The organism is Paenibacillus sp. (assembly GCF_031177825.1).
In the GTDB taxonomy this organism is placed as follows: Bacteria; Bacillota; Bacilli; order Paenibacillales; family YIM-B00363; genus Paenibacillus_AE.
In genome coordinates this window covers 278597-297482 of the sequence record NZ_JAPSKE010000003.1, presented here as the reverse complement: position 1 = coordinate 297482, position 18886 = coordinate 278597, and the positions used below count along the sequence as shown (strand labels likewise).

Annotated in this window: 12 protein-coding genes; 1 reads left to right on the top strand and 11 read right to left on the bottom strand. The window is 57.7% G+C overall.

Annotated elements, in window-relative coordinates; genetic code table 11:
* Positions 1–97: 97 nt before the first annotated feature.
* The 3 genes from RIN49_RS05455 to RIN49_RS05445 are packed head-to-tail and all read right to left on the bottom strand — an operon-like array spanning position 98 to position 3578.
* Positions 98–1711 (bottom strand): extracellular solute-binding protein, encoded by a 1614-nt coding sequence (locus RIN49_RS05455; protein ID WP_309119147.1) that lies wholly within the window; start codon positions 1709–1711, stop codon positions 98–100.
* Between the two features lie 32 nt (positions 1712–1743).
* Positions 1744–2613, bottom strand: coding sequence for a carbohydrate ABC transporter permease (locus tag RIN49_RS05450; RefSeq protein ID WP_309119146.1), 870 nt, complete (start codon positions 2611–2613; stop codon positions 1744–1746).
* Between the two features lie 17 nt (positions 2614–2630).
* Positions 2631–3578, bottom strand: coding sequence for an ABC transporter permease (locus tag RIN49_RS05445; protein WP_309119145.1), 948 nt, complete (start codon positions 3576–3578; stop codon positions 2631–2633).
* 290 nt (positions 3579–3868) lie between these two features.
* On the opposite strand from RIN49_RS05445, the gene RIN49_RS05440 reads away from it, so the two are divergent.
* Positions 3869–5122 carry a DegT/DnrJ/EryC1/StrS family aminotransferase gene (locus RIN49_RS05440; protein ID WP_309119144.1) on the top strand — a complete coding sequence of 418 codons (1254 nt, stop codon included), beginning with the start codon at positions 3869–3871 and terminating at the stop codon, positions 5120–5122.
* A gap of 87 nt (positions 5123–5209) precedes the next feature.
* Here the strand turns inward: RIN49_RS05440 and RIN49_RS05435 are convergent, their stop codons facing one another.
* The 8 genes from RIN49_RS05435 to RIN49_RS05400 form a co-directional block, all read right to left on the bottom strand.
* The gene (locus RIN49_RS05435) at positions 5210–7513 is read right to left on the bottom strand and encodes a helix-turn-helix domain-containing protein (RefSeq protein WP_309119143.1); all 2304 of its coding nucleotides are present in this window, start codon (positions 7511–7513) and stop codon (positions 5210–5212) included.
* The gene (locus RIN49_RS05430; protein ID WP_309119142.1) at positions 7514–8428 is read right to left on the bottom strand and encodes an AraC family transcriptional regulator; all 915 of its coding nucleotides are present in this window, start codon (positions 8426–8428) and stop codon (positions 7514–7516) included.
* A gap of 273 nt (positions 8429–8701) precedes the next feature.
* Positions 8702–9250 (bottom strand): peroxiredoxin, encoded by a 549-nt coding sequence (locus tag RIN49_RS05425; protein WP_138195017.1) that lies wholly within the window; start codon positions 9248–9250, stop codon positions 8702–8704.
* 257 nt (positions 9251–9507) lie between these two features.
* A complete protein-coding gene (leuB, locus tag RIN49_RS05420) occupies positions 9508–10587 on the bottom strand; it encodes a 3-isopropylmalate dehydrogenase (RefSeq protein ID WP_309119141.1) in 1080 nt (359 codons plus the stop codon).
* A 251-nt stretch (positions 10588–10838) separates the two neighbouring features.
* Complete coding sequence (locus tag RIN49_RS05415) at positions 10839–13511, bottom strand: glycoside hydrolase family 38 N-terminal domain-containing protein (RefSeq protein WP_309119140.1); 2673 nt, start codon at positions 13509–13511, stop codon at positions 10839–10841.
* A gap of 44 nt (positions 13512–13555) precedes the next feature.
* Positions 13556–15022: a serine hydrolase domain-containing protein gene (locus RIN49_RS05410; protein ID WP_309119139.1), complete on the bottom strand. Its 1467-nt coding sequence runs from the start codon at positions 15020–15022 to the stop codon at positions 13556–13558.
* A gap of 40 nt (positions 15023–15062) precedes the next feature.
* Positions 15063–16205: a hypothetical protein gene (locus RIN49_RS05405; protein WP_309119138.1), complete on the bottom strand. Its 1143-nt coding sequence runs from the start codon at positions 16203–16205 to the stop codon at positions 15063–15065.
* Positions 16202–18859, bottom strand: coding sequence for a glycoside hydrolase family 2 protein (locus tag RIN49_RS05400; RefSeq protein WP_309119137.1), 2658 nt, complete (start codon positions 18857–18859; stop codon positions 16202–16204). Before RIN49_RS05400 ends, RIN49_RS05405 begins: the two co-directional genes overlap by 4 nt.
* Between the last annotated feature and the right edge of the window lie 27 nt (positions 18860–18886).

Below are 18886 nucleotides of genomic sequence, written 5' to 3'. Positions count from 1 at the left end.
TAGGCCCATGCGTAATTGCATGGGCCTCTCACAGTACCCCGGCCGAAAAAGAGGGATGAAGCGGAGAGTGCTATCCGCTTCATCCCTTCCCACCCGGTCATTGTTTCGCTTTAATCCCTTCATTAATTTCTTTAATGTAGTCCGCTCCTCCGCGGTCCTTCCATTCCTGAACCATCTGATCCCATTCCGATACGGGGCGGTGGCCGGAAATCATCTTCGTAATTTCTCCGTTGAGGTAATTGGTAAGCTCTAACCCATGTTGCGCCCAGGTCTCGGAATAAATACCCCTGCTCGGATCAGCGTACGGCGTTTTATTATGATCTACTTCCATCGCTTCGATCTTGCTGATAAACTCCTGCATGCGCGGATCCTTGTACACCATCTTGGAATACTGGTTCGCTTCATTGTTCGGAGCCCACGGCCTCCATTCCTCCCGCGCGAACATGTAGCCGACGGGCGCAATGCTCTCCGCGCCTTCCCGGACGACCGCCCTGCCGTCCGTCATGTCGTATCCGTTCCCTTCCCCGCCCATCAGCCAGTCAAAATGTTCGTTGTCGGGCGTTCTGTCCTTCGGATCGAAGAAAGTACGGCCATAATCCAGAATGGTCAAGATCTTCTTCACCTTTGCAGGATCGTCCGCCAGCTTGGAGGACAAGGTCGTCAAGCCGAAGTAGCCTTGGTTCAGCAGCGAGCCTTGCGAGCCGTCCGGGGCGACGAAATAAGGGATCGACGTGACCACGGCGTCAGGATTTACCTCAAGTAAGCCCATATAGTAGCTTTCCTCCATGCCGTTCGGAATGCCGATGAAGATGCCCGCTTTCCCGGAATAGAATTCTTGGTTGGCCTGCGCCCAATTCAGCACGGCAAAATCCTTCGTCACCGCCCCTTCGGAATAAGCCTTGGAGAGGGTCTCTACGACTTCCCTGCGTCCCGGTCCGACCGTCCCCGGAATATAGTTGCCGTCTTGATCTTTATGGTACCAACCGCTGGACCAGTAAGCGCCGGCCGAAAATTCGGGCGAATTTTTCTCCGCCATGGCAAAGCCGTACGTATCGTTCTTGCCGTTCCCGTCCGGATCGTTATGGGTGAAGGCGATGGCTGCCTCCAGCAGCTCTTGATAGCTGGTCGGCACCCTCAAGCCAAGACGATCGAGCCAGTCTTGGCGAATCGTAATACTTTGCATGTACGTCGGGGAATACATCGGTATGCTGTAAATTTTTCCGTCTACGCGAAACTGGTTCCATACGGCATCCGGCACAAGCTTGAAGGTTTCGTATTGCTGGATGTAATCGTCAAGCGGCAGGAAGGCGCCTTCCCTCGCCCATTTGATGTAATTGGCGTCGGCGCTCTGGATATGTACGACATCCGGCATATCGCCGGAAGCCATGACAACCGACAGCTTCGTATTAAAGTCCGAGGCGAGGATAAACTGGGATTGGATGTTCGCTGCAAACTGATCTCGAATCGCCTGCACGCCCGGGCTTTCCGGCTCCGGAAACCTGACGTAGGAATAGCTCATAAAGCTGATGTCGTGCATCCTTTCCGCTGACGGCTGATCCGACGGTGACGGCGTCGTCGTAGTCGGAGTGGAAGAAGACGAGGGTGCCGGCGGTTCGCTGCTCCCATGGTTAGAGGTGCAGCCGGCGATCGGTACGGCTATGGCGCTGATCAGGATGAGATAACGTATGACGGAAGATTTTCGCAAAAACATTGAAATCGGAACCTCCCTTAATTTTGATGTTCTTATCCTTTCACCGATCCCAGCATCACCCCCTTTGCGAAATGCTTCTGCAGGAAAGGATACACGACAAGAATCGGAACGGTAGCTAGCAGGATTGCCGCCATCTGGATCGTTTCGGCCGGCGGCGCCTCTACGAAACCCTGCTGTTCCAGCAGTGCCGTATTATCGTTCACAATGACGATTTGTCGCAGCAGCACTTGGATCGGCCAATTCGACGGATTGTTAATATAGAGCAGGCCGCTGAAGTAGGAATTCCAGTGCGCGACGGCATAGAACAAACCGAATGTCGCCAGCGCTGGCTTGGACAACGGCAGGATGACGCGGGTGAAGACCGTTATCGGATTCGCGCCGTCCATCGTCGCCGCTTCCGTCAACTCCTCGGGAAGGTTGCGGAAGAATTGCCGCATGACAATCATGTTCCACGGACTGACCAGCACCGGAATGATCAATGACCAGAGCGAGTCGATCAGCCCAGTTTCTTTTACGATCAAATACGTTGGAATAATGCCGGGGGAAAATAAAAAGGTGAACAGCACCATGAAAATCATCGTTCTCTGGCCGAAGAAAGGACGCGACAGCCCGTACGCCATCGTTGTCGTGAACAACAGATTCAATAAAGTTCCTGCTGCCGTAATAAACAAGGAAACGAAGACGGAGCGGATAAATCGGTTGTTTCCTAGGATATATTGGTAGGCATCCGTCACCCACGTTTTCGGCCAGAGCAAAAAGTCATGTTCCAAATAATCCCTCATCGACGAAAAGGATACGGAGAAAATATACAGAAACGGAAAGAACATCATCCCCGCAATCCATATAAGCAATACGATGTTTACAGTATCCAATAAACGGTCCGACGTAGATCGGTACAGCACGGTGTTCCCTCCTCCTTTTAATAAATGCCGTCTTCCCCGAACTTCTTCGCCAGCCGATTGGCGGCGATGACAAGAATCAGGCCCACGACCGACTTAAACAATCCAACGGCGGTGGCGAAGCTGAAATCCGACTGCTCAATCCCCTTATAGTAGACGTATGTATCCAAAACATTGCCGACATCCATCACATAGGGATTCAGCATCAGAAATACCTGCTCGAAGCCGTTGTCCAATACGCTCCCAAGCCGCAGAATCAACAGGATCACGACCGTGCTGCGAATGGCCGGCAGGGTAATATGCCAAATTCTGCGAAGCCTCCCGGCTCCGTCCGCCACCGCCGCTTCATACAGTTCAGGATTAACGCCGGCAAGCGCGGCGAGAAAGATAATCGTGCTCCAGCCGGTTTCTTTCCATATCACCTCAAGCACGAGCAGCGGCTTAAACAATCCCGGCATTTGCAGAAACGGGATGGATTCGATCCCGAACCATAAACCTAGTAGATTATTGACCAAGCCTTCCCCGCGCAGAAAAATCGTAACGACGCCGACAACAACGACCCACGAGAGGAAATGAGGAAGGTAAACAACCGATTGAATGATTCGCTTTACCCATTCCAAGCGTACTTCGTTCAGCATTAAGGCGAGCAGAATCGGGGCAGGAAACGCGAACGCGATTTGCAGAAACGATAACACAAGCGTATTTACCAGCACTTGAACGACTTCCGGATTATCGAATATTCGCTCGAAATGCTTCAAACCCACCCAAGGACTGTTCTGAAACCCCCGAAATACACTGTAGTCTTTGAAGGCGATGACGGAGCCGAGCAGGGGGAGATATTTATAGATCAGAAAGTACAATAGCCCCGGCAGCACAAACAAATACATGTATCTGCTCTTCCATACCTTCTTACGGATCCGAATCCATCGGTTAGGCTGTACAGTTGGGCTTACGGCCGGCTTCAGCATGAGGCTGTCTCCTCCTTTCCCCCAACAATAAAGCGGATTCCAACAAATCGAAAGGCTCTATTTTTGCAATATATGTTATCAATAATAACACTTAATACATTACAGGAATGATACATGTACGCAAAAATTGATACTCATACACCGGTAGTTCGAACATATCCGACATGTTTAATAACATAAATATAACGCAGGAACAGGTCAATTTTTGACTGCATTGCTTCAACGGATGGCGAGATCTTTGTTCCATCGATAGATATGATGAACGTAGATGGTTAAAGGAGTGATGCGATATGGAACAGGGGAAGCTTGCGCTCATGGGCGGCGACAAAACCAAAACAACTCCCTATGGCACGGGAAAAAGGTTCGGAGAAGAAGAATTAAAAGAACTATCCGAGGCCTTGGAGCAAAATACCCTCTTTTATCACCACGGCCGGAAGGTGAAGCAATTCCTTCAGGATTTCAATGAGATCTACTGCGTGACCTACAGCGTCGCCGTCTCCTCCGGCACGGCTGCCATTCATACGGCGCTGGGCGCAGCGGGTATCAGCGTCGGGGATGAAGTCATCACCTCGCCGATTACCGATCAAGGGACCTTAATCGGCATTTTGTATCAGAATGCAATCCCGGTATTCGCCGATCTGGAAGCAGATACCTATAATATGTCGCCCGCTTCGATCGAATCCAAAATCACTTCAAGGACCAAGGCGATCGTCGTCGTTCATCTAGCCGGCAATCCTTGCGATATGGACCCGATCATGGACATCGCCCGATGGCACGGCCTGAAGGTGATCGAGGACTGCGCGCAATCCTATCTAACCTACTATAAGGGGCGGTTGGCCGGGACGATCGGCGACTTCGGCTGCTTCAGCACCAACGACTTCAAGCATATCTCCACCGGCGATGGCGGCATGGTGACCGTCAATTCCGGGGACGAGGAGTTGTATTTGCGTACCCATGCGTTCGCGGACAAAAATTTCCGGCGGTTCGGCACGGACGTCGTCGTGAAGGACCTGCACGGACTCGCGCCGAATTATCGGATGACCGAGCTCCAAGGCGCTGTCGGGATCGCCCAGCTAAAGAGGCTGAAATGGGTTTGCGAGCAGCGTGGCCGGTATGGCGAGAGCATCAGCGCCGGCATTCGCGATCTCCCCGGCATGATTCCGCATCGCGTAACGGACGGCGCCCGCTCTTCTTTCTGGTTCTACATGTTTAGGGTAGATGAATCGGTGCTCGGCGTCTCGCGCGACGAGTTCTCGAAAGCGTTGGCCGCCGAAGGCATTCCAAACCAGGCGGGCTATATTCCGCGGGCGATGTACCTGCAGCCGATGTTTCTGAAGAAAGAAGCTTACCTGGGAAGCCGCTTTCCTTTCGATTTGTCCGATATCGAGTACAAACCGGGAGATTGTCCGGAGGCGGAGAACATTTTGGAGACGGCCGTCAGGCTGCAGGTCTCGGAATTTTTCACCGAGCAAGATGCGGAAGAAACCGCCCGCGCCATCCGAAAGGTTGCCTTATATTACGCGGCTAAGGCGGCGAATCCATGATCATCGATGCGCATAACCACTATAAATCCCGCTAACAAAGATCCCCCCGCCAAATTGATATTGGAGAGGGGATCTTTCCGGTTCGATTCAGCTGTTGCGGTGCATGCTCCGGTAATTACCGGGAGGCATACCGGTAATTTGTTTAAATACGCGCGAGAAATTTTGCGTCGTCGTATAACGCAGCCGCTCCGTAATTTCTTTAATCGATTGATCGGTATGAACCAGCCACTCCTTCGCTTTTTCCATTCGATAACGAATCAAATATTCCACAAAGTTGATTTGCTTATATTCCTTAAATAATCGGCTTAATTGAAACGACGAACAGCCGAAATGATCGGCAATCTGCTGAAGCGACAAATCCTTTTCGAAATGCTCGTGAATATAGGCGATGACCTGCTCGATCAGCATATGCCGCTTGTCTGCATCGCTTGATTCCCCGGTAGCCGTCTGACGAAGGCGTTGATGAATGACAGGAAACAGACGGCCCACGAACCAGTCTTTCGCCTCATGGAGATCCCGGGCCGCGTAAAGCGACCGGTACAGGTCGTCATCCAACCAGGCGTTAAGGTCATAGCCTTTGCGGCGGATGGCCTCTTCGATATCCCCTAGCAAGAACACAAGCATGCCGATCATGCTTTCGGAGGTGACAAAATAGCGTGAAGCCTCATCCGTCATTTTTACGAAATACTCGCCGGCTAGCTCGGCTTGATTGTTCGTAATGCTGGCTACGATGGCCTTCTGGCTTTGGATAAACGACTGGGTATATTCGTGGATGGACGCCGGATGCTCAACGCTTTCCGAAGTGAGCGTGATGCCATGCCCGAGTAAAGGCCGATTGCGAAGCAGCTGGAGCGCCTGCTCATAAGCATGGGGAATGTCGGTTATGGAAGGAATCCCTTCGCTAACGGCCGCCGTGATCGAAACGTTGAAATGCCCGCTCACTTTACAACGAATCATATCGCATAGCTCGACCATTCTTTCGCGCGGATCCCCGTCCTCCCCATAGGCGCCGAAGAGGATGACAACCTGACCGGGCACAGGAATGACGGCCTCGCAGCTCTCCATTTCCCTGCTAATTTCCTCGACTAATCTGGAGAACGCGTAGGTAACCAACGTCCGGTCTTTGGCCTGAAAGCTCCGTCGATAAACGATCGGGTCGTCGATTTTCAAAACGCACACATAATAACAGTTTCCCTGCAATGATATCGAATACGGATCCGCTATAGCATCGTATTCCCGCTCGCTCATGTCGCCTCTAAGCAGCTTCAGCAGCGCATTGTCTTTCAGATTCGGCAGCTGCTCGTTCCACCGATCCTCCAAACGGGTGTTGTTGTGAACCATGTTATCTATATAATCGCCGAGGAGCTTCAAGTCCCCTTTCCCGCGGTCTCCGACCGAAAGCCGGGCAAACAGCATGTGAATCGGACGGTACAGCTTTCTTGATCCGAGCAAAGCAATCAGCATCCACAGAAGGATGATGCAGCAGACGATCAACCCGGTCAAAAGTCGAATTTGATCCGATTTGGCCGTTGTTTCCTTCAGCGGCGTTACAGCTATATAAGCCCAATGGTTGTACGACGATTGCTGCAAGGAAAGATGATGCTCCTCCCCGTTCAGGCGGTAAATCGTTGTTCCCGGATTTTTCCAGTAATGATACAGATCGCTTGCCTGCGGCAGCTGTGTGCCGATCTCTTCCAGGTTAGAGCTGATCGCGATCCTTCCTTCGCCGTCAATGGCCACAAGCTCGCGACCGGCACCCAAATTTGCCGAATGGAAAGCCTCGTAGATGAGCGAAAGCTTGATATGAAGGACCACTCGTCCGATCGGCCGGACGCTCGTGTCGGAGCTAACCGGACGCATGATCAGATATTCATTTTGCCCGGCATAGGTATTCGGAGGAATGATGAATGATCCGGCGGTGTTAACCATTTCGGTCTTGAGCAGTTCCGCATAAGGAAAATCGGACAGCTTCAGCACGCCGTGTTGACTTGAATAAACCTGGCCGTATTTCTCATAAATCAGAGACAGGTTCGAAATCGACCCGTTGTAGCTGCGGTAGAGGCGAACGCTTTCCAGCATCTCGAGCGTGGCCTCCAGCGTTTCCAGCTTTTCCATGGAGATGCCCCGCTCCATCGATCTAGCGATGGCCGGGTCATTGGCCAGCTGCAGAGATAACGTATCCAAACCGACTAATATGTTATCGATTTGGCGCTGAACCTGCCGTAGAATGATCTGGTGGTTACGGTCGGTTTCCTCCTGAATGCTTTTCCCGGAGAGGTATGCCGAGACAATCCCCAGCATGATTACCGGTACCGTGCTAATAAACAGGGAGAATAGCATCAGTTTTCGCTTAAAGGTCCAATGACGCAGGAACCGAAACCGCTCCCTCATTCATTTCACTCCCTCCACAGGCTTTATATGTGACGCTTTGCGATATTCGCTTGGCGTCTGTCCATAGATCTCCCGAAATACACGGGAAAAGGTGCGGAGCGAATCGAAGCCGACGGAGACTGCAATATCGGTAACGGACATTGTCGTAGCGGAGAGCAGGCTCGCGGCGTTATTCGTTCGAAGCAAATGAACATAATCCATAAAGCTGTATCCTAAATGCCGTTTAAACGAACGGCTAAGGTGGGAAGCGCTCATGTGAAATCGCTCCGCCAGCTGCCGCAGGGTGAACGGTTCATGGTAATGAACGCGGATGTATCCGAGAATGGTCCAGAACGTCGTCTGGATCAATCTGTCATTGCGATCAGCGGCAGAGATCCGTTCTTGAATCTGTCTCCCGTCCCCGCAAGCCGCTCTCATAAACAGCAGCAGCGCTTCCGTCAGCTTCGCCCGAATCAACAGCGGCTGACCGATGGCTGCGGGACCTTGAAGCTCTTCCTTCATATGTTCGAACAGCATTCGTATACGGTTGATTTGTTCGGGGCCGATATCCGCCCAGGAAGAAATCGTCGTGCCGACCTGCAGCAGCATGGCGAACAGCTCGGCGTCCTCCGCGGCACGGGAAAACAGATCGAGATTGAACATGCAGCAATATTTGCGAATCGGCGCGATTGACGTGGAGTGAATTTGGTGGATATGATGCGGGAGAAGAAAGGTGGCGGTCCCTTGGCGTAAGCGATGGCTGATTCCGTTGACGGTTTCGACGCCGTCCCCATCCGTCACGAAAGCCAGCTCGACAAATTCATGGTGATGAAGCGGTGTTCGGATCACTTCGTTTTGGGTCAGGCTGATGTGAAAGTCTTCATCGATCCGCCTGAGATGATGCGGCGCTTCCTGATATATCGGAGATATACGCATGTATCTTCCCCTCTCGACCCATGATCACCGGGAACCACAAATATGGAAGAATCTTCTTTCCAGTGAGTATATCATAAAGAATTAATAAAAAGGTCAGGCTATGTGATTCTTATGCTTATATTCTCCTGATATATACGCAAAGCCCCGCTCATGGATCGCCATGAACGGGGCTGCAGTTCTGATTCGCGATGACGTTCCTCGCGATGCGCCGCCAAACGCAATAAACTCCGACAGCGATGATGCCGTCGGAGTTCGGGATTCGAACGTTGCTTCTTATTGTGCCGTAAGGTGCTTCTGACCCGGCTTCCAGTTCGCTGCGCACAATCCGCCGGATTGGAGCGCTTGAAGGATGCGAAGCGTCTCTTCTACGCTGCGGCCGACATTGTCGTCCGTAACGACTTGGTACTTCACGACGCCTTCCGGATCGATGATGAACAGGCCGCGAAGCGCGATGCCTTCTTCTTCGTTCAGGACGCCATACGCTTCTGCAACCGACTTATGAATGTCGGACGCCAGCGGGTAGCTCAGCTCGCCGAGACCGTTCTGGTCGCGCGGCGTGTTGATCCATGCGCGGTGGGAATGCTTGCTGTCCGTGCTCGCGCCGAGGATTTCGCAATCGTAGTCTCTGAACTCCGCAGCCGCGTCGCTAAGAGCCGTAATTTCCGTCGGGCATACGAACGTGAAGTCGAGCGGATAGAAGAAAAATACGAGCCACTTGCCCTTATAGTCGGACAAGGAAACTTTGCCGAACTCTTTGCCGTTGCCGAGGGCCGTCTCCATTGTAAAATCCGGCGCCTTCTTGCCTACCAAACGTTCTGCCATGGGGATTCCTCCTACCGATGATTTTATTTAGCCGAGCTTGTCTAAACTCACAAAAATTATCTTATCACCGGCGGAAATTGAAGTCAATGTATAGCGATTATTAAATTAGAATGATGATAATCATGATCCGACTTGTTCGCCAATGAGCGGCCTAATCCTCCTTCTGGCTCCGAAAAGCTCCCCCTTCCGCCCCATGCGAACGCAAAAAAACCGACCGGGCGCGGCGGCCCAATCGGTTCCGTTCTTGCGAGTATGCCTTACTTCGCGATCGCGGCGGCGATAAGATCGCCCATCGCGACCGTGCCGATCGCCTTCGACTTGTCGACGGCGATGTCGCCCGTGCGGTGTCCCGCGTCGAGCACCGATTTCACGGCGGCTTCGATCGCGCTCGCCGCGTCCTCGTAGCCGAACGTCAGGCGGAACATGAGCGCCACGGAAAGAATCGTCGCGATCGGGTTCGCGATGCCTTGGCCGGCGATGTCCGGCGCGGAGCCGTGCACCGGCTCGTACAAGCCGAAGCTGCCTTCGCCCATCGACGCCGAGGACAGCATGCCGATCGAACCCGTCAGCATCGCCGCTTCGTCGGACAGAATGTCGCCGAACATGTTCTCGGTCACGATGACGTCGAAGCTCGTCGGACGGCGAAGCAGCTGCATCGCGCAGTTGTCGACGAGCACGTGCTCGAGCTCGACTTCCGGGTAGTCCGCAGCGATGCGGATGACCGTCTCGCGCCACAGGCGGGACGACTCGAGGACGTTCGCCTTGTCGACGGAGGCAAGCTTCTTGCCGCGCTTCATCGCGATCTCGAACGCTTGACGCGCGATGCGCTCGACTTCCGGCACGCTGTAGACGCAAGTGTCGACCGCTTCTTGGCCGTTCGGACCTTCGCGGCGGAACTTCTCGCCGAAGTAGATGCCGCCCGTCAGCTCGCGCACGACGATGAGGTCGGTGCCGCGAAGCACTTCCTCCTTAATCGTCGACGCTTCGATCAGGCAATCGAACACGAACGCCGGGCGCAGGTTCGAGAACAAGCCGAGCGCCTTGCGAATGCCGAGCAGCCCCGTCTCCGGACGCAGTTCCTTCGGATTGTTGTCCCACTTTGGACCGCCGACGGCGCCGAGCAGCACCGCGTCGGCGTTCTTGCACAGCTGCAGCGTGTCGTCCGGGAGCGGCGTGCCGCGCTCGTCGATGGCGACGCCGCCGAACAAGCCGTGCTCGAATTCGAACTTGTAACCGAATACTTCTTCCGTCTTGCGAATGACTTTGATCGCTTCCGCAACGACCTCCGGGCCGATGCCGTCGCCGGCGATGACCGCAATTTTCTTCGTCTCAGCCATGATTACGATTCCTCGTTTCTATTTGAAATATATATAGTTCGGTTGTAACATACTTCCGCTTATTTGTGAAGAATATGAATCCTATCGTCGCTATAGGTTTCACCTATTCGGCGCTGCGGCAAATTTCGGATCGCGCGTCTTGCGCTCTTCCGACGGAAACGCGCGTCGCTTCCCGGACCGCAGCTGGCGCCGCCAGACAGTATAGGAAGAACGTAGAAAACCAGGTCCCAGCGGGACCCGGTTCTCTTTGTTCAAAATGCGAAACGCAGCGTCATCGTCTTCCAGGCCGGCAGCTCTAGGGCCGCCTCGCGTTCCCCGTGCGGCGCCGGATGCAGCGGCTCTTCGTTCAAGTCGACCGCTTCGGCGCGGCGAATCGCGCGAAGGCTCCGCAGCGTGCCGGTCGCCGGTCGATCCGACATATTGTACAGCCGCACGATCGCGTCGCCGGTCCGGCCGTCGGCCGGACGCTTCAGCACGCTCATGCACAGATGCTTCCCGTCGAGGACGAACAAGCTCTCGGGTTCCGCCGGCGTATACGACTCGTCCACGCCGTACACAACGTGTTCCGTGCCCGCTTGCAGCGATTCCTGCAAGCGGATCAAGTCGGCATAGTCATCCTCCGGACGAAGCGGGACGAGCCGGTAACGAAAGTCGAGCTTGCCGAGCAGCTGTCCGCCCGCCTCGCCGTTCGTCATGACCGTTCTGCCGAACGAGCGGAACAGCGTGACGAACAGCGCCCCTTCCTCGTCCTCCGGCGCGGCGCACTCGTGCAGCCCGTACGCCGAGACGAACGCGAATCCGGACCCGTCGGCCGCGCGAACGCCGACGATGCCGCCCATCTGCTTCTCGAGCGCGTCGCGCTCCTTCCAGTTTTCCGTGGCGAGATCGAACCCCCGCTTCCGCTCGACGAACGCGAACGGTTGATTGACGAAATACGAAGAAGAGCGAATGCCTGTCGGCAGCTTGAGCCGCAGGCGGTGATCGGCGGCGGCGTTGTCGACGACCGTCCGGACGTCGACGTGCCGCGCCCCTTTCGACAGACTGACATACGTGTCGATGACGAGCTCGACCTCGTCGTCGGCCCGTCGGATGCCGCGCTTGCGCTCGTCGATCGCCCGCGGCACGCGCATGCGCCGGCACACCCGGAACGTCGTACGGACCGGCCCGTCCTCGACCTTCTCGATCGCGCAGGGCGTGCCTGCGCTCGAGACGACCCGATCCTCCGCTGGATTGACGTGGTACCACCCGTCGCCGATTTCTCCGTCGTCGAGATAGTCGAGCAGCCGATCGTAGACGACGCCGGTCGCCTTGTCCGTCAGCGCGATCGTCCCGTTCTCCCGGACCGCGAGGCGGACGAAGTCGTTCTCCGTCTCGCGCTCGTGCTTGGACAGGGCGTTCAAGTACCGCGTCGCCCCCTTGCGCGGAACGATCTTGTATTCGACTCCGCCCATTGCGGGCATGTCGGCTTCGAATGAAATCGTATACAGATCGACGAAATCGCAAGCTTGTCGATGCCGCCGCTGCAGCCGATTCCGGTCGATCCGGACGATGCCGTACGGCAGCTCGTTCCCGAACCGGTCGACGAGGATGAAGCTGTTCTTAAGCTCGTACCCGAACGGCTCCTGGAAGCGCTGCGGGTAATCGAGGGGGAAGTCCACGTCGACCGTGACGACTTCCTTGCGCGGGAACGGAAGCGGGTTCCAAAGCAGCAACGCTCTCGTCGAAGAATTTGGCGCCGTACCGCGCCGCTCGCGCTCGAACCGCTTCCATTCGTCGACGACGAGCCGTCCGAGCAGCTTCGCCTGATCGAAGCGATACGTCATGTCTTTGTGCACCTGATCGATCGAGCAGCCCCCGATCGAGTCGTGGGCGTGATTCTGGAGCAAATAGCGATAGGCTTTTTCCACGTACTCCGGCTGCACCCGGCGCCCATGCGATTCGAGGTATACCGACAGCGGCTCCGTCCATTTCTCGAGCAGGGTCTGGCAGATATCGTTTTCCCGCTTCAACGGATACCGACTGGACAGCACATGGGGGATGACGTGGATGTATCCGCCCTCGTTTTTGCCCGGCTCGTAAATTTCCCCGCATTTGACGGGCATTCGATCCCGGTACGGCTCGAGCTGCCGTCCCATCTCCTCGAGGTTGACGTGGCGCACCTCCGCGTCCGGATAAAGCTCCTCGATCCGCTGCATATATTGGACTGACTCCGGATGGATCGGCTCATGGTCGATGCCGTCCATCGCGACGCCGATCGGGATATCGGAGCGGCCGAACTCTTCGTCGATCGCCTCCCGGATGCGCCGATCGAGTTCTTCCGGATGGTTCGGCACGTCGACCTGAGGCCAGCCGGACAGCTTCACCCAAAACGAGCCGTACCCGTCCCGGTCCTGCAGCTTGTACGTAATGCATTCGCTGCCGTCCGGAGCCGCCCAGCGGAAATGGGCGGGGCAGTCGTGTTCGTTCGTGCCCCGGCCGAGCGCCGCGTACCGGATGCCGAAGCCGTTGAACAGCTGCGGCATCTGGGCGATGTGGCCGAACACGTCGCACACGTACCCGTATTTCCACGGCCGGCCTCCCCACCGCTCCGCCAGCCGATGCCCGACCATCAGATTGCGGATCAAACTTTCGCCCGACAGTAACAATTCGTCCGGCATGACGTACCACGGTCCGACGACGAGGCGGCCGTCCCGGATCAGCTTGGCGAGCCGTTCCCGCTTGTCCGGTTCGATCTCGATGTAATCCTCCAAAAGAATCGTTTGCCCGTCCAGATGGAAGACGCGGAAGTCGTCTTCGGCTTCTAGCGTTTCGATCGCTTCGTTTAACATGTCGACGAGTCGATAGCGAAAGCCCTGGAACGGTTCATACCATTCGCGGTCCCAATGCGTATGCGAAAAATAATAAATCGTCCGTTTCTTCTCCATCATGCGTCCCTCCCGCTTGTCGGTTCATTGCAACTCTCGCATTCTCAGCATGCGCCTTCCGGCGCGCGCAAGACGCGCGTTCCCGCCAGCGAAGGAAAGAAGAGCGATGTCGAGATGATCGTCTCCCCGACGTTCCGAACCGCGGACCAGACGACGCGGTCGCCTTCGAAGCGGCACGTCGCCTCGTCGACGAACGGCGTCCGGGTCCAGCAGATCGTCATGGCGAAGGCGCCGTCCGGCCGCCACCCTCCACGAGCCCATACCGGCTCGGCGAAGCCGCCTCGCTCGATGCGGCTCTCGAGCCACTCGCCGTAACCGCATCGGAGCACGATCGGCTCGCCGCCTCCCGTCAACGCGATCATCGCGCGGTCGTCGATAAAGCGGAACGCCGCGTGCCGCAATCCGAACCCGTTGTCCTCCAGCTCGTAGACGTTCCCGGATACGCGGCGAGCCGTTGCCGAGTCGGCATCCCCCGCGACGGCGGGAATCGCCAGTTCGGCCTGCCGACGGAGCAGCGCCGCATATGCGGCGTCATCCTCCGCCGCGTCTTCTTGCAGTCCCGGCAACAACCTAGTCCAGACGAGAGAAAGAATGCCCTGCATGTCGCCCGTCCCCGCGGTGATCGCCAGAACGGCGTCGAACGGCTCCAGGACGACGCAAAACTGCCCGAAAGCGCCGTCCCCCCGATACGCGCCGTGGCGGCAACGCCAAAACTGGAAACCGTAGCCCTGATGCCAATCGTTCGCGGCGTCGTCGCCGTTCGAGATGAGATCGGCGGTCGCTTCGCGGACCCACGCTTCGGAAAGCAGCCTCCGCCCGCCCCACATGCCTCGCTGCAAGTACAGCTGTCCGAACTTGGCGATCTGCTCGGTCGTCGCTCGCATGCCCCATCCACCGACCTCGACGCCGTCGGGACAAGTCTCCCATAGGACGCCCTCGATGCCGAGCGGCCCGAACAGGCGAGGCGTCAAATACTCGATCAGCGACTGTCCGGTCGCTTTGCGCAGAATGGCGGACAGCATGTACGTGGCGCCGCTGTTGTATACGAACTGGACGCCCGGCGGGTAGGCGAGCGGCGTCTCGAGGAAGGCACGCGCCCAATCGCCGCTTCGGCGGCGCAGCAGCGTTTCCAACGTGTCCTGGGCGTGGCCGGAAGACATCGTGAGCAGATGTCGAATCCGCATCTCGTTTACATAAGGAAGTGAGGCAGCGTCCGACGCTTCCGGGAAATAGGACGCTACGATGTCTTCCGTCGACAACAGCCCTTCCTCCGCGGCGATGCCGATCGCGGTCGCCGTGAAGCTTTTGCTTAACGAATTCAGAATGTGCGGCTCCCCGGGCCCGTACGGGGCCCACCAGCCTTCCGAGACGACTCGCCCTCGCCGCAGCAACATGAAGCTGTGCAGCTCGAGCTTCTCTCGTTCGACGGCGTCGAGGAACGCCAAGACGGCCGAGGGCGATACCCCCTCCGCTTCCGGCCGGCTTCTCGGCAGCCTTTTCGTATTTTGCATGTTCGCTACGCACCTCTCTCGAGTATGCTGAATCGTCCCTTTACTTTGCCGTCTGCCCCGGACGTTTCTCCATCCGGCTCCGAAGCTCCTCGTAAGCCGGCGACTTCGTCCCGTCCGGGCGAATCAGCCAATACCCCATGACCGAGTAGTTCGACGGCCGATCCGCATACGATTGCCTCGCTTCGTTGCAATATAGCTGCCAGTAAACGGCGTACCTGACGCCCCAAGCGATCGCCGCGTCGACGACCTGCCGGACGTGCAGCTGCTGGAGTTCCGCGCCAAGACCGTTCTCCGGCAAGCCGAACTCCCCGATATAAATGTTGTTCGCCCCGAAGACGCCGCTGTCCGGCGCCTTCGATCGCAAGTAGTCGAGGTTGGCGGCGAGCGCCGCCGGGTCGACCGGCACCCCCGCGTCGTAGATCGAATACGAGTACAAATCCATCCGCGTATGCGGCAGGACGTCGTTCGTCACCGTGACGGCCCCGTCCCGGGCTTTCGATACCCAATTCACTTCGGCCGCGCCGTACACCGCCACGTCCGAATCGCCGGACAGCTCGGCCCGGGCGCGTTCGATCCCGTCCTGGCGCGCATGGAGCCAGTCGATCATGCCGCGGACGCTCGCCGCGTCCGGGTTTTCGCCGATCGCGTTATCGCCTTCCCAGTTTTGGAGCACGAACGTTTTGCCCGTCCCCCGATACGTCGTCATCAAGTGTTTGGCGAATGAAAAAAACTCCTCGCGCACCCGCACGCGTTCTTCGTCCGACAAGCCGTCCTGCCAATAGGTATCCGGAAATTCGTAAGCTTCCAATATATAGGTGTGAAAATCTTTGCGAAAGACGGCGTCGTAATACGGAGTTTGCGCCAGCTCGACCATACTGCCGGCGGCCGGCCACGGCGCCGCCCCGTTGTAGTTCGGATAATCCTCCGCATAGCGAGGCGTAAACCACAGCTTGACGACGCGGCTGCCCAGCTCCGCGACGGCGTCCGCCCCTTCGTTCAGGAAGTCTTGCGAGTCGGAAAAGTGGTACAGCCCGTGCACATGCGATACGCCGACGATGTCCGCGTACCTCCTGCGGTCGTCCGACCCCGTCGGCAGCGGCAGCAGCCCCGAGCCGACGGCGGCGATCGCCGCGGCAACCGCCGCGACGGCCGCAAGACCGCCATAGACGAGCCGCCCGTTCATCGCGCCGGCTCCGACGCCGACACCGTCCCCTCGGACGAAGCCGACGTTCCGGCCGCATCGCCGAAGCGCCGGATGACGACGGACGGCGGCGCGTCCTCGGGTCGGACGGCCGAGAACGCCTCTTCTTTCGCGAACAGACCGCCGGTCCGCCTAGCAATGCAGCGGACGACGATGTCCTTCGTCTCGCCCGGGAACAACATCTCGTAAGCGCCTTCCGCCTCGAGCCAATACCGATCCGACGTCTCCTCCGGATAGACGTAGAAGGCGACATGCCGGCCGCGGTTCGTCACCCGATACGTCCGCTCCCACAGGCGGATGCCCGACGGCTCTTCCCGTTCCCGCCACGCGCCGAGCGCGGCCGCCTCGACGTCGGGCGAGAGCGTGAGCGCCCCCGCCAGCGCGCGCTCCGTCTCCGTCGAAAACGTATAGACGTTCTCGAACATCGCGCGCCCGTCGGCGTCGAGCAGCTGCAGCCGGACGAAGAACAGCCCTTGCTCGTACGCGCCGACGGTAAAGTCCAGATCGCCCAGCGTTTCGCTCCGGTACGCAGGCGCGACGCCTTCGAAGCGCCGATCGTCCACCGGCTGCCCCGCCGCGTTCAGCACCGTCGCCCGAACGACGATCGGCCGCTCCTCGCCGCTGCCGGAGACGACGATGCGTCCGGCGAACGACTCCCCGGGCGCGAAGCGCAGCCGGCGGTAATCGAGCGACGCATGCACCGGCGCGAACGCCTTGCGCACCCAATAGTAAGCCATCTTCGCTTCGCCGTAATAATCGACCAAGCTCGTGCACGATACGTTCGGCCAAGGCTCGTTCATTTGCCAGATGATGCTGCCGCTGTTCCGGAACGCGCGCCGACGGTTCGCCTCCACGATAAACCGGAGCCCGTCGGCCTGCAACCACTGGCTGCACTGGACGAATGTCTCCACCTCGTCGAGCGGGCCGAACCACTCCTCGTCCCGCGACTTCGTGTCCCACCACTCCCCGCCGTGATGCCGCCAGACGAGCGACTCCCGGCTCGACAAGGGTCTCAAGTGCGGCTCGGTCAGAAATTTGCGCAAGCTCTTCGCCGGACTGGCGCCGTCGACGCCGAATTCGCTGTGGAACAAACTGTCCGATTCGCCGTACAGCTCATAGTGCTCCGGGTCCCCCAGATGCTTCCAGTTCCCGTGCACGTCGTGGCTGACGCCCTTCTCGCGAGTGACCATCTCGACAGGCCCTGAAGCCGACGTCGGCAAAAACAAGCGTCGGGAGTCGTGCGCGGCGACCAAATCGCGCAGCATCGCCAAATTTTCGTCCTCGTACGTGCTCGGCGTGTTCGGCCCGCTCATCAATTCGTTGCCGCCGCTCCAGACGGTCAGCGACACATGGTTGCGGCGCTCCTTCAGAGCGGCTTCGGCCGTACGTCCCAGCAGCGCGAGAAATTCCGGTATTTTGCTCGGCTCGTTGTCCACGCCCGAGCTCGACTGGATGAATTCCTGCCAAATCATGATCCCGTAACGGTCGCACAGGTCGTAGAACGTCTCCTTCTCGATCAAGCCGCCTCCCCACACGCGCACCATGTTGACGCGAGCCGACCGCATGAGCCGCACGAGCCACTCGTACCGTTCGGGGGTGACGTTGCCGTACATCAAATCGAGCGGCGTCAGATTGACGCCCTTGATATAAATCTTCTTTCCATTCACGACGAACGTATAAGGAAGCGAATCGTCCGGGCTGTCCTCGTTGCGTGCATACTCCAGCTTACGGATGCCGACCTTCAGCTCCCGTTCGTCGAACGGCAGGCCGTCCCGCAGCGCCTGCAGTTTCAGCCGGTACAACGGCTGCGCGCCGTATCCGTTCGGATGCCATAGCTCCGCGTCGTCCACCGCCAGGCGGCAGCGACATTCGAGGCTGCCGTCCGCCGGCACGTCTTGACGGAGAACGACCTTCCCTCGCGGATCGGCGCATTCGACGCGAACGACGATGCCTTCCGCTCCGACCCCGTCCTCACGATCGGCGCGAAGCGCCGCGCGCACGTCGATGATGCCCTGGCCGCCGTTCGTATCCGTATGCACCGCAATCTCGTCGATGGAGACGTCCTCGCACACTCGCAAGTACACGTCGTCCCATAGGCCGATGTTCACCATGCGGGTGGAGAAGTCCCATTTGTAACTGAATCGGCTTTTCTGCGTCCGAGTCAGCGACGTCTTTCCGATCTGTCCCATCTCGTCGGGCGCATGCTCGAACAGAACGCCCAGCTCCAGCGTCTCGTGTTCCCGCGCCATCGCCGTAATGTCGAACGCGGCGGGATGGAACATCCCTTCGTGCTCTCCGATCTTGACGTTGTTCAAGTACACCGACGCGCGGTAATCCAGTCCGCGGAAGACGAGCTCCAGCTTCGCGCCGAGCCGTTCCAGGCGCGGAAGCCGCGTCCGGTACAGCCACCATCGGTTTTCCACCCATTCGCAAGCGATGCTGTTCCGGTCGATATGCGGATGCTCGATATGGCCAGCGCGGTACAAGTCATGATGCACGCCGCCCGGGACCGTCGCAGGAATCCAGTCGATCACGCCTTGCAGCGGGGCGCCCGTCTCCATGCTGTTGCCGAGCAGCGGCACCCACGGATGAAACCCGGTCACCGTCCATTCGGCGTCGTGTAGCGAGATTCGCATCGTTCTCCACCCCAATCTGTTCTCTCT